Source organism: Gracilimonas sp., assembly GCF_040218225.1.
In the GTDB taxonomy this organism is placed as follows: domain Bacteria; phylum Bacteroidota; class Rhodothermia; order Balneolales; family Balneolaceae; genus Gracilimonas.
Genome location: NZ_JAVJQO010000008.1, coordinates 870,231 through 883,321, shown reverse-complemented (window position 1 = coordinate 883,321; position 13,091 = coordinate 870,231). Strand labels below are relative to the sequence as shown.

The following is a 13,091-nucleotide window of genomic DNA, read 5'->3' as shown; positions in this document are numbered from 1 at the left end:
TAATGTTTGAAGATTAGTTTGGGTTAGTCATTGTCATCATCGTCGTCATCATCACTATCATCGTCTCCACCGTCGTTATCGTCATCATCATCGTCTCCATCTCCATCATCTTCTGAAAGTTCGAACTCGATTTCTTCAGCGATAAATTCAGAGCGGTTATTCGGATTTCGGTATCCTTCCACTTCAGCAGTAACACCTATTCCGGCTTCCAGGGCTCTTGCTACAGCTTCCAGCGAATCCAGTCCGTCATCACCTTCGATTTCTGTACGATCAGAGACCTGAACCAGAATATCGTTTCTGAGGGTTACGGTTTGATTCAGGGTATCTACAGCCACGACAGAAGATTCAATGTCAATCTCATTATCGCTCACAAAACCAGTACGCAGATTTACTTTGAACAAGCGGTTAATATTCGCAAAGCGAAGAAGGGCTGTTCCGTCACCGTCCATTTCAATAGTCCCGGAAATGGTTTTGGAGGAACCTTCTCCATTACTGCTTCTGAATAGGTTCAGTTCATAGGTCAGCGTTCCGGTTACACCTTGTGTGAGTGAACCGTAAGCGGCTACGGTATCTTTATTCACCTGAATATCCAGGAAATTGATCTCGTTCACGAAAGAACGTTCGAACGTATCACCTTCTCTGGTTACCCCGTCAATAGAGCCATTGCCATAATGGTTTCCATCAATGGTGAGAATGGAGCTGGCACTGCTGACACCGGTTATTGAAAAAGTATCTGCACGACTAAATTCAGAACTCTTGAATCGATTTTGAGTAGTTCCTGTTTTATCGGAAGTGAAATCGATGTTTTCAATGCGCTCACGATTCATTCTTGGAGCTGCAATATACTCTCCGTTCAAATCGGTGAATACATAGGTTAGCACAGCAGAAAGGCTTTTCTGGAAATTCGGGTTGTTCACTTCCCGGTCAAAACTGATGGTATGCGTTCCCGTTTCCGGATCATACTCATACTGATAGTTGCTTTCTCTTCCGCGGCCAGAATGGTCGTCATCATCATGATCCTGGTAACCTTTCATTTGGTTGTCGGATCCGAATCCTGAGGATGAAACATTGGTAAGTGCATCGTTCAGGCTGGAGAAAACGCCGTCATTATCATCAGAAAGGGCCTGACCCATAATCTGGCTGGCGGCTTCTATTTCTTCTGCTGTCAGTTCCTGATTGTTGATATCGTCGGAGATATCGTCCAGGGTACAGGCAGAGAGCATGGCTGCCAGTACTACGAGCGGAAGTATTTTTTTAGGAATTTTATTGAATAGTGATTTCATAATGATTCAATTAATTATGTGTTCACTACTAGTACACATCAGATTCAAAGTTCCCCTAATCACATAGTAAATAAATTTCCACAGAATTCATGCAAGAAAAAGTCCTGTTATATTTACCTGAGAATCAGATGGAAATTGACTTATAGATAATCTTTTGCAGCTTCAGAAAGCGAGGAGCGGAGATCTTTAAGGGCCAGCCCCATATGGTTTTCGATGGTTTTGACGGATACATCCAGAAACTCTGCGGCTTCTTTATAAGTGAATTCCTGCAGAAAACAGAGCCTGAATACATGTTGTCGCTTTTCGGGCATTGCGGAAATGGCCTGTTCAATGGTTCTGTTTAATTCTTCCTGATGAATATTCTGATCAGGACGGTTGCCGGAGTCACTGTAGTCCAAATCCTGAACTTCTTTATTCTGATCGAATTTCTCGTTATCACGAAACAAGTTGAGCATTCGCGTATAGGCAATTCGGAAAAGATAAGCCCGCAATGATTTATGTTCTTCAATTGAAGAGCGGTTCTCCCAAATATACACAAAGGCTTTCTGGATCAGGTCTTCAGCGGCTTCTTTTGCAACACCTCGGGCAGATAAATATCGAAACAATTCACTATGATGGGCATCAAAAAATTTTTTAAATGCTTTTTGATCACCGTTTTTAATTTTTAAATAAATCTGCGTTTCGTTAGACTCCCCGTCGAGCGAAGTACCCAGAAGCAGCAGTAAGTGAATAATGGATAGATCCATAGATGAAATTTAATTAGGACCGAATTTCAATAAAATACCTTAGAATAAGAAATCAGATGAAGTCATTTTGGTTCATATTATTGTTGAGTATAGGATTTTTAGCTCAGGACGAAGGATCGGTTGAAGTTTACAGGGTAGAAAAGGAAGAGCATATTGAATTGCACGCAAGGAATACGCATTTATTTCCTGTGACGATTGAACTGGATGCAGAAACAGAGAGACTGGAGGAGAACAAAAGACTCCCGGTAATTGACTTTATTCCGCCTCAGAGCAACCAGCTTTTGGTAAGTTTCAAATATACCGACCTTAGCCAGGGATGGGATCTCAGCACCAAATACCGGTATTATGTGGGTAGCATTTTTGCCCGTCATAATGATTCATTTGCTTATCGGCTGCCATTTCCTGTGGGAGAGACCTATAAAGTAGATCAGGGATTTGGAGGATCGTTTTCTCATTATGGGGATTTGCAGCATGCGCTGGACTTCAACATGCCAAAGGGCACAAGAATCTATGCAGCACGCAGCGGTAAGGTCGTGATGATGGAGGAGGAGCATAATCGGGGAGGAGGTACAGAAGACATGATGGAGTACGCTAACTTCATCACCATTTTGCATGATGACGGCACTTTTGCCGATTACTCACATTTGAGACATCAGGGCGTTGAAGTTCGTTTGGGCCAGGAAGTGAGAACAGGCCAGCTTATCGGGTATTCCGGCGCTACAGGATATGCTACCGGTCCGCACCTTCATTTTACGGTCAAAAAAGCCAAAAGAGGTGGTGGTTTTATTTCGATACCGGTGAAATTCACCACCAAAGATGGCATTATTGAACTAAAAGAAGGCCAGAGTTATATCGGTTATTGATTTGGTTAGTTATGAGTAGTGAGTTACGGGTTATGAGATTTTGACTTAACCATTTTACTCAGTCCTCATAACTCACTACTTATTCCTAATTGCCTTCTTTGAAGGATTCGTTAACCAACACAGGTTCTCCAAAGCCAAGTTGTTCTAAACGATCCATTTGTGTTTTGGCATCGCCCACCACCAGCCAGATCATTTTATCCGGATTAGCATAGGTTTCGGCCAGCTCCCGGATACGCTCTTGGGTCATATTCTTAACGATTTCTTCGCGCTGCTTGATGTAGTCAGGTGACCAGCCATAAGCACTGATATTTTCCAGCATATTCAGTTTGGCGCCTAAGGTTTCAAACCGGCGGGCATTACTTTTCAGCAGGAAGCTCTTGGTGTTTTCAAGATCTTCTTCGGTGAAAGTGTCGGGATAATTTTCCAGAATTTCTTTGACCAGAGCCGCTGATTCATATGTCACATTGGTTCGTACACCACTTGAAATCATAAACGGACCGGCGATATCAGAACCGGAAAATCCGGAGCCAATTCCATAGGTGTAGCCTTTACCTTCTCTGAGTTCCTGAGTGAAACGGGAAGCAAAACCACCGCCACCAAGCTTGTAGTTCATTACTTCAGCCGGATAGAAGTCGGGATGGGTTTCAGGCATGGCCAGATAACCAAATCGCAAAACGGATTGTTTGGCATCCGGTACATCATAGAAATATACTTTTGAAGCGGAAGGAGATTCCGGCGATTCAGATTCAGGGATTTCAACCTCTTTTGATTCCCATCGCTCGTTAATGCTTTTGAGCGAGGCTACAACTTCACCCTGATCAATAGCTCCAACCACATGCATATCAGCTACGGAAGGAGACAAGTAATTTTCATAATAGGATTTCAGGTCATCCAGCGTTATTGCTTCGATACTGTTTGTAGTACCGATAGGGTTGAAGGATAAAATATGATCTTCACCATACAGTAATTTATTGAAGGTGTTGGTGGCAATACTATTTGGATTGGCACTTTGCTGAGCAATCTGACTCATCGTGCTCTGTTTAGCCAGATCAAACTCGCGTTCATCCCAGCGGGGTTCCAGCAGCATTTCCTCTACCAGCTTAAGGGTTTCATCGTAATAACGAGCAAGTGAGTTCCCCCTGATGGTAATAGATTGACGGCCTGAGTTTATATTTATGCTTGCGCCCAGCTCATCGATGGCTTGTTCCAGTTCTTCCGGGGTTTTATTGGCAGTTCCTTTGGTTAAGAGTTCTGCAACCAAATTGGCTACACCGGTTTTATCTGGATTTTCCAGCATCAATCCGCCTTTAATGGTGATCTCAAATTCAACCAAAGGCAGCTCGTAGTTTTCAATTCCATATACATCCAGTCCATTCGAAAGCTCCGTTTCCCAAACTTCAGGTACTTTCAAATCCGGACTTTCACCATAGGGAGGTTCCACAGAACGGTCAAAGCTGGATGGCGTTTTTTCATAAGCTGTTTCCTCGGGAAGGGTAAAGCTTTCGCCTTCTCCATTTTGAACAATCTCTTCTTCGACTACTTCAGCCAGTTCAGATCCTTTCAGCGCCAGTTCTTCCTGGCCCTGTGGTACAAAGCTGGTGGCTACGAAATGCTGGCCTTTGATGTATTTCTGATATACCCGCATTACATCTTCTTTAGTCACAGCCAGCGTTTTCTGGATGTCTTTGTTGATATAACCGGGGTTATCTGCAAAGATGTTGTACTGAGCCAGCTGAAATGCCTTTCCAAGCACACTTGAAAGACCATTATAGAAATCGGTTTCGATGCCCGCTTTGATGCGATCAAGGTCAGCTTGTGTAAATCCTTCTTGCTCAAACAACATAAAAGCCTCGTTTACGGCTCCGGCAACGTCATTCAGGTCCGTATTCGGATATGCACGGGTGATGAACGAAATTTCACCAGCCAATTCAGAATTTCCGCTGTTCATGAACACATTGGAAGTCAATTCCTGCTCTTCAACCAACACTTTATAAAACGGCGCTTTTTTCCCATCAGCCAGAAGTTCGGTGAGGATGTCCAGTGCGTATGCATCTTCATGATATAAATCGACACCCGGCCAAACCATTCGTAATTCAGGCAAACGGGCGAAATTATCTTCATAATATTTTTTCTTGGTTTGATCCAAAGATGCTGGCATATCCGGTAGCGGTTCAATTTCTTCGCCACGGGGAATTTCATCAAAATACTTGTGGATCCATTCCTTGGCCTGATCAGAATCAAAATCACCGGCAAGTACTAAAGTGGCATTATTTGGAACATACCAGCGATTGTAGAAGTCTTTTACATCCTGAAGAGTGGCATTCTGGAGGTCCTCCAGAGAACCAATAACCTGCCAGTTGTATGGGTGTTCTTTTGGATACATATTCTTGCCAACCACGTAATTGGCATGACCATAAGGCGCATTATCCACTCCCTGGCGCTTCTCATTCTTGACCACCTGCTTCTCCTTGGCGAGTACCGCTTCGGTTACGGTATTAATGAAAAAGCCCAGTTTATCAGCTTCGGCCCAAATCATTTTTTCCAGGGCATCTTTAGGAACTGTCTGGAAATAATTAGTTCGGTCACGACTGGTTGAGCCGTTTGCTCCTGAACCTCCGATTCGGCTGCTCATTTTATCCAACCCGCCTTTGCCAAGGTTCTCGGATTCCAGAAACAGCAGATGCTCGAATAGGTGGGCAAAACCGGTGCGCCCTTCAATTTCACGGGCTGAACCGACGTGGAAAGTCAGTGCTACCGCAACAACAGGGTCGGAATTGTCTTTATGAAAGATAACTTCCAGACCATTGTCTAGCGTGAATTTTTCATAGTCAACAGAGAACTCATTTTGCTTTTGTACACAAGATATGGCGAGAAAAGAAGTGAGTAAAAGTGTGGAGAAAAGATAGAGAATGCGTGGCTTCATGGGATGTGTTGAGTTTGGTTAAGTCGGAATATACGTGGTGGGGAAATACGCTGCTGTAAATATTCTTGTTGCGGATGGATTTGTTAAAATTGGTGAATGCAGCGAGGGTGCAAACATATGCGCCCCATCACACTTCACGAAGGGCTGAAACCCTTCGCTTGTTTACCGGAAGAGAGGGTTGCAGATGGGAAGATGGTGTTTGATGATTGGGTGCATTCCGGTAAGCAAGCGAGTCGTTTACGGCATCATTTATAAGAGATGATGGAGAAAAACAATTATACAGATTTACTCCACCGGCACCAATCGCATCGTTCGGATTTCCACCTCTTCAAAAAGGGTTGAATCCTGGTAAAGCCATCTGTACTGACCATCGAGCCACAGATCGGTTTGGTCGCCATAATGGTCTGATAACGGATTCCCGGATTGTCCGGTAGGCAGGATGCTTTTGCTCTTGCTCATATCAGATAAATCAGAAATACGACGTATGGAAGGCCCAAGTATCATTTCAAAAGCATTATTCCAGCGATATTGACCATTATTTACGCTCATACCGTGGCTGGGGACTTTATATGGACCTTTACTGAGTACGTTATCCACAATGAGTTTCAATGCTTTTGGTGCTTCCGGGTCTTTGGCTGCCTGAGATAAGAGTGGCGGTTCCAGCCTGAGTGTATGAAGCTGCTCCCATCTCCATTCAAATGGTTCACTGCCCAGAGAATCACTTAAAAACAGAATGGCATCCTGCATGCTTTTTACCACCATATCTTCTTTGGTCTCAACGGAGTCGGTAGCCAGATTATCGAATAAAGAACTTTCTGTATCTATGAGCGATGACATAGTCCGGACCGGGATATTCTCATGATGAATGAAATTGGAGTAGGCTACATCGCCGAAGTCATCCTTAAGCGTGTTTTGTGTAAAGTTCACAAAGAAAACGTCAAAAATAGAAGCGGCGGTTGATTTCAAATCGTACTGATAGTTCCAGTTCTCCAGGTAGGAAATGGGAAGGTCAAAATTATATGCATCCTGCCCCTTAATGATCTCGAGGATCTTTGGCGTCAGTTTGGCTGCAAAGGCAGAGTAAGAATCGTTTTGTAGCTGCTGAAATTGGTCGTATCCCAAAGTGGAATCTGAAGTCAGAATTTGTTCAATGCGTTCAATCCTTGAAGGGGGCTCCCAGAATGTGGCAATATAATAAGGGTAACTGTCGGTAGTGATTTTATTGTTGGCATTGGCAATCCAGCCATCTTCCGGATTAATTAGCCGGGGCATTTGTTCATGAGGAATAAAGCCCTGCCAGTCCTGTGATGGGTCCCAGCCTCGTCTCAAGGTAATCGGGTCGCCGGTTCGGATAGGAAGTTTGGCCACCGAATACATTGCGATGTTGCCTTCTACATCACCATACATCAGGTTCAAACCCGGCACACCAAAAGTTGGGAGGGCGTCCTTGAAATCCTGAAAATTATCTGCCCAGTTGATTTGATACAGCGTCCGCATCTCGTTACTCATTTCATAGCCCGTCCACTGCATGGTTATAACTTTATCTTCCGTCAAAGCCTGAACCGGATAGATGTCAGAAATGACCGGTCCGTGTTTGGTGTAGCGAATTTCAAAAGACTGGTCATCACCGTCTTTAACTTTTATAATCTCCCGAATTTTATTGAACTGTTGGTAAGAAGCAGTGGAGTCGTTTAGAGAATCGGCTACATATCGGCCACGATCCTGTGGATCTACTTGCTCGAGAAAGAAGTCAGTGTCATCACTCATGATACTGGTAAATGACCATGCCATCCGATCGTTTTGGCCAATGATTATAGCCGGCACTCCGGCAAGGGTAGCACCCGATACGTTCTTTCCATTCAGATTCAGGTGTACCTCATACCATTTACCGGGCATATCCAATCCAAGATGCGGATCACCGGCAAGAAGTGGATAACCCGATTCTGATTTGGAACCATCTATCACCCATGCATTACTCCCAACATGAGTTCCTTCCATTTCAAGCAGTTCACGTTTGTTAATTTCCTGTTGCAGCATAGGCATCAGCGCTGAAGAAAAGCCCATGGATTCGGTATCATCCAATGAGGTTGGAGCTGTATCAGGGAATCTCAATTGAAGCTGATCAAACTGGTTGGCTGGTAGTTTTTCCTGTAAATAACCGTAGGTAACTTCACTCCACCAGCCCATATTCAATTCCCAGCTCATGAGCCGGCTGACGGCCAGTGAACGGGCGGGATTCCATTCAAGCGGCTGGATTCCGGTCAATGAAAACTCAACCGGCAAACGATTTGAGTTGTCATCTACAAATGCATTCACTCCATTTGAATAGGCATTCAATACAGATCGCTCTTGCTGTCCAAGAGTATCTACAAGCTGTTGCGCAATTTTCCAGAAGCCGAGCGTCCGCTGATATTTATCCAGATTGATAAGCTCCTGATCATTTCCAAAGAACTCCGCAAACCGGCCTTCGGCAGCGATCTGTGTGAGTGTCATTTGCCAAAGCCGGTCTTGTGCATGAACATAGCCTAACGCATAGTATAAATCTTGCACATTGCGGGCATAGATATGAGGAACGCCGTATGCGTCCCAATGAATTTGAACCTCTTCAGAAAGCCCATTCATGGTAATGGTTTCTTCATAATCGGGCAGGGGTTTGTAGAAGGTCCAGTAGAAAGCCAGGCCGGCAAAGCCCAGGATCAGAATGAAAAAGAAGATCAACAGCTTTAAAAAAGTGTTCATGCAGTAGTAAGTATTAAATTGAAACTGTTATGGAAATTAAACAATCTGAAGGGGATATAAATCCATTATTTTTTATTTGGAGTTGGTCGGAGTGAGGTATGGATGAAGGGTTCATTACGACTTTTCTTCAAGGGATGAAAGAATCAGTTTCACAATGTCATCCTGAGTGCGTAGTGAGTAGCGAAGGGTAGTGCTGGAGAACACGAAGGATATCAAATTGTAATTTATCGTTGACGTCAGGCGTTGAGATCCTTCGCGTTTATAACCTAAACCTGTATGGCATCTCTTCGCTCAGGATGACAATATTTGTTGCTGATTTATGAATACCAATCCTTGGCCAGGTCATTCCACTTCGGATTCATACTATCTATTAATTGCTTTTTCTTCTTTCGACTCCAACCCTTGATTTCTTCTTCTCTCTGAATGGCATATCCAACATCATCTGTTTCGGCATAATAGACCAGTTTGTGTAAGTTATATTTCTTAGTGAAACCATCAATCAGCTTTTGCTTGTGCTGATAAACTCTGTGCTGCAGATCATTAGTCATTCCAGTGTAAAGCATCCTGGAGCTATTGCTCAATATGTATGCATAATAAGATTTACTCATGTTTGTTAGAGCACATTTAAAAGAATTACTTACAGATTTTTCCGGCTACCCTCAATTGTCATCCTGAGTGAGTAGTGAGTAGCGAAGGGTAGTGCTGGAGAACACAAAGGATATCAAATTGTAATTTATCGTTGACGTCAGGCGTTGAGATCCTTCGCGTTTATAACCTAAACCTGTATGGCATCTCTTCGCTCAGGAGGACAGTTTTTGTTGCTTGATTGGTTTGAGGAGTCGATAAGAAATCAAACAAGTCATTTACGGCTTCACGATTCTAAATCCGAATTAAATGCAGTTTGAATGATTCTCCCATAACATGTATTTAAGGGATGAATTCAAACCTAACAAAAGCCAAAGCACTTCATGGAACAGCATTCAGAGCGGGTAACCCGCGAGCATTTAATACACCAACTGGAAGGCGGGCAGGCATTTATAAAAATAGAGGATTTACTGGATGAAATTGATTTCGAAGATTTGGGAAAGCGCCCGGATGGACTTCCATATTCTTTTTACGAACAGTTTTTTCATTTACGGGTTGCTCAGTATGATATCCTGGATTTTAGCAGAAACAGCCATTATGAGCGAATGACCTGGCCTGATGATTATTGGCCGATGGAGCAGGCTCCTGCAAGTGAAGAAGAATGGGAAGAACTGAAAAAGCAGTTCTTTGACGAACGTGATGAGATGATGAATTTTATTCTGGATCCAAAAAATGACCTGCAGACCGAAATTTCCCACGGTGATGGACAAACCTTACTTCGTGAAGCCTTACTGGTTCTGGAACATAACGCATATCATATTGGTCAGCTGGCGATTATATTTCGGTTGTTGAATAAGGAGTGAAGTCAAAAGGGTAGCAAAGGGTGATGTTCATGAGTAATATTTTCATCCTGAGTGTGTAGTGAATAGCGAAGGGTTGGGGAAGATAACACGAAGGACCTCAAATCATGAATCATCAGCTATGTTTGACGTTGAGATCCTTCGCGACAATCAGCAAAACCTGCATAAAAGTCTCTTCGCTCAGGATGACAATTTTATTTCAGTCATTGGAGAAGTAAGTCGTTTACGGCATCGCTTACCATGTAAAAGCACCAAGTTAATCCTACTCAGAAAACATCTCATTCAGCTGTTCCTGAACACGAATGAAGGTAGTTCTTTTGGTCAGCTCTTTTAGTTGTTTGGCACCTACATAGGTACAGGTAGAACGCACCCCACCCAAGATATCCTGAACGGTATCTTCCACTGGTCCTCGGTAAGGCACTTTCACTGTCTTCCCTTCTGAGGCCCGGTATTCGGCAACACCTCCGGCATATTTATCCATAGCGGTTTCAGAGCTCATGCCGTAGAATGATTTAAATTTTTCGCCATTTTCTTCTATCAGTTTTCCACCGCTTTCCTCATGACCGGAAAACATCCCGCCAAGCATTACGAAGTCAGCCCCTCCGCCAAAAGCTTTGGAAACATCACCAGGGGATTTACAGCCCCCATCAGATATAATTTGTCCGCCAAGCCCATGAGCAGCATCCGCGCACTCTATGATAGCAGACAGCTGAGGAAAACCTACACCGGTTTTGAGTCGGGTTGTACAAACCGATCCGGGGCCAATCCCAACTTTTATGATATCAGCTCCGGCTAACAATAACTCTTCTACCATTTCACCTGTTACCACGTTTCCGGCAATAATTACTTTTGCGGGATATTTTTCACGTACTTTTTTCACGAACTTTACGAAGTGTTCAGAGTAACCGTTGGCTACATCAATGCAAATGAAGCGAAGCTGAGGAAATTCCTCCATAAGTGTATCCAGCTTATCCATATCTGAAGACCCGGTTCCGGTACTTACAGCAATATACTCCGTGATATTTTTATCGGCCGACTTTAAGAAAGCTTTCCATTCCTGAATTGAATAATGCTTGTGGATGGCGGTAAACATTTTGTATTCAGCCAAAGCTTTCGCCATTTCGAAGGTCCCCGTTGTATCCATGTTGGCAGCCATTACAGGAACACCGGTCCAGTCTTTTTCGGCATGCAGGAATTTAAAAGTCCGTTCCAGGGAAACGTCTGCCCGTGATTTCAGGGTAGATCGTTTTGGCCGGATCATTACATTTTTAAAACCAAGCTTGATATCTAGTTCTATGCGCATAATATTTTTTCAAAATTTCAGGCTAACAGTTACTTACGAAAGATGATAAAATTCAGGACGAAACTGAATATGTATTTTCTAATGTCAAGAATGTGAAATCACATTCATATATTGCAGACATGCAGAGATATCTACTTACGATTGAGTACGACGGCACCGATTTTTCAGGCTGGCAGATTCAACCCAATGCACCTACCGTTGAGCAAACTATTGAGGATGCATTCTCTACGATTCTGCAATCCAGTATTGATATAATAGGGCAGGGGAGAACCGATGCCGGTGTACATGCAACCGGACAAACAGCACATATAGATTTACCCGAAACTGTTGCTGCCGAAGATCTTATCTATAAAGCAAACAAGCTGATTGGGAAAGAAATTCAAATCACGGATATAAAAAAGGTGGGCGCTGAGTTCCACGCTCGTTTTGATGCAGTTGGCCGACAGTATGAATACACCATCACTAAAAGATGGATGCCGTTGAAGGAACGTTATTCGTGGCAGCTCAATCAACCCATCAACTTTGCTAAACTGGAAAGTTGTGCCAATATCTTGAAAGGGGAGTTTGATTTTGCAGGATTTTCTAAGTTCAATGAAGACAACATGACGACCCTTTGTGAAATCCAGCTTTCGGAATTTGAGCAGGAGGGAGAGGTGATCCGGTATCATATCAGAGCCAATCGGTTTTTGAGGAATATGGTACGCCGACTGGTGGGAACAATGGTGCGCGTAGCACAAGACAAAATGACGATGTCACAGTTTGAGGAGGCTTTAACAAACCCGGATTCAAACATTCCAACTTTTACAGCACCTGCGGGGGGATTGGTGCTTCAGAAAGTTTTCTATAAAAAGTGAAGAAAAGTGTTGAAAGTAGGCGGATAATGTCTTTATATTTGTCGCCCCTTCAACGGGGCTTTTTTTATTTATTGAAGTAAATAAAGTCAAAAAGCTACAAACATTCCTCGGTAGCTCAGTGGCAGAGCAGTTGACTGTTAATCAATTGGTCGTAGGTTCGAATCCTACCCGGGGAGCTTAACAGCCGATCATCGCAAGATGGCCGGCTTTTTTTATGTCTCTCCATTTCGCCTGAAGCCTTTTGTCAGGTATGTCTTGCACTTTTATTTTTCCGGATCAATTGGGTTTAGAATATTCAATGAGTTCCTCGACATACAAAAAATCACCTTGAGACTGAGTCAGTTTAATAAAAGTTTTTACTACCGGAGCATACAACCAAATCTCCTCTTCATCCGCATTATATCCTCTGGAATTTGTGGTTTTACCGGTGTACTTGATGGTATATGCCATGAATGTTCCGGCTTCTACCGTTTCCTCCTGATAGGATAACACTTCGGCTTGTTGACTCTGTGTTCCCGTGGTACCATCCTGACTGGTCCAGCTGTTTTCATATTTCCACGTCTTACCTACTTCCAATGGCCAGTCATACTTAGGTGTTTCGCTTTCATCCGGCTTCACGATGTCGGCGAGAGGAATGGTGTCATTGCCTATGGTCATTCCCAATCCTTCATTCATTTGTACGATCATTCGTTTGTCGGTGCCATCTGAACGTACTTCTCCTTCAGTCGTTACGCCTTTGTATTTCCAAACCCACGTTTCGCCAAGTTGATAATCTTCGATAGTAGGTTGTTGGGTAAGGTCAGGTTTCTTTTGGCTATCGCAAGCACTTAATATAATCAAGCATAAGAGTGTAATAAGTTGAGTTTTCATCTTTGTTTTTTTTGATAATGATTTTAGCGCTGAATTCATGGTTATTTTTGTTTTGTTCTTTGACA

General features: G+C 43.3%; 10 protein-coding genes and 1 tRNA gene. 4 read left to right on the top strand and 7 right to left on the bottom strand.

The window, feature by feature from the left end; genetic code table 11:
* Window positions 1-23 precede the first annotated feature (23 nt).
* Together RIB15_RS15235 and RIB15_RS15230 are read right to left on the bottom strand one after the other, a co-directional pair.
* A complete protein-coding gene (locus tag RIB15_RS15235; RefSeq protein ID WP_350203032.1) occupies window positions 24-1,283 on the bottom strand; it encodes a hypothetical protein in 1,260 nt (419 codons plus the stop codon).
* 140 nt (window positions 1,284-1,423) lie between these two features.
* Window positions 1,424-2,029 (bottom strand): RNA polymerase sigma factor, encoded by a 606-nt coding sequence (locus RIB15_RS15230; RefSeq protein WP_350203031.1) that lies wholly within the window; start codon window positions 2,027-2,029, stop codon window positions 1,424-1,426.
* A 56-nt stretch (window positions 2,030-2,085) separates the two neighbouring features.
* Here RIB15_RS15230 and RIB15_RS15225 point away from each other — a divergent pair, with 56 nt between their 5' ends.
* A complete protein-coding gene (locus RIB15_RS15225) occupies window positions 2,086-2,892 on the top strand; it encodes a M23 family metallopeptidase (RefSeq protein WP_350203030.1) in 807 nt (268 codons plus the stop codon).
* An 85-nt stretch (window positions 2,893-2,977) separates the two neighbouring features.
* Here RIB15_RS15225 and RIB15_RS15220 read toward each other — a convergent pair whose 3' ends face one another.
* The 3 genes from RIB15_RS15220 to RIB15_RS15210 form a co-directional block, all read right to left on the bottom strand.
* Window positions 2,978-5,815 (bottom strand): M16 family metallopeptidase, encoded by a 2,838-nt coding sequence (locus RIB15_RS15220; protein WP_350203029.1) that lies wholly within the window; start codon window positions 5,813-5,815, stop codon window positions 2,978-2,980.
* A gap of 285 nt (window positions 5,816-6,100) precedes the next feature.
* A complete protein-coding gene (locus RIB15_RS15215; protein WP_350203028.1) occupies window positions 6,101-8,554 on the bottom strand; it encodes a penicillin acylase family protein in 2,454 nt (817 codons plus the stop codon).
* Window positions 8,555-8,871: 317 nt separating this feature from the next.
* The gene (locus RIB15_RS15210; RefSeq protein WP_350203027.1) at window positions 8,872-9,162 is read right to left on the bottom strand and encodes a GIY-YIG nuclease family protein; all 291 of its coding nucleotides are present in this window, start codon (window positions 9,160-9,162) and stop codon (window positions 8,872-8,874) included.
* A gap of 360 nt (window positions 9,163-9,522) precedes the next feature.
* On the opposite strand from RIB15_RS15210, the gene RIB15_RS15205 reads away from it, so the two are divergent.
* Window positions 9,523-10,002, top strand: coding sequence for a DinB family protein (locus tag RIB15_RS15205; protein ID WP_350203026.1), 480 nt, complete (start codon window positions 9,523-9,525; stop codon window positions 10,000-10,002).
* A 259-nt stretch (window positions 10,003-10,261) separates the two neighbouring features.
* Here RIB15_RS15205 and RIB15_RS15200 read toward each other — a convergent pair whose 3' ends face one another.
* Window positions 10,262-11,302: a GMP reductase gene (locus tag RIB15_RS15200; protein ID WP_350203025.1), complete on the bottom strand. Its 1,041-nt coding sequence runs from the start codon at window positions 11,300-11,302 to the stop codon at window positions 10,262-10,264.
* A gap of 119 nt (window positions 11,303-11,421) precedes the next feature.
* Between RIB15_RS15200 and truA the strand changes: the two genes are divergently transcribed.
* Together truA and RIB15_RS15190 are read left to right on the top strand one after the other, a co-directional pair.
* Entirely contained in the window at window positions 11,422-12,156 is a 735-nt protein-coding gene (gene truA / locus RIB15_RS15195) for a tRNA pseudouridine(38-40) synthase TruA (RefSeq protein WP_350203024.1), read from the top strand.
* A gap of 104 nt (window positions 12,157-12,260) precedes the next feature.
* Window positions 12,261-12,332, top strand: a tRNA-Asn gene (locus RIB15_RS15190).
* A 100-nt stretch (window positions 12,333-12,432) separates the two neighbouring features.
* Here RIB15_RS15190 and RIB15_RS15185 read toward each other — a convergent pair.
* Window positions 12,433-13,026: a hypothetical protein gene (locus RIB15_RS15185; protein ID WP_350203023.1), complete on the bottom strand. Its 594-nt coding sequence runs from the start codon at window positions 13,024-13,026 to the stop codon at window positions 12,433-12,435.
* Between the last annotated feature and the right edge of the window lie 65 nt (window positions 13,027-13,091).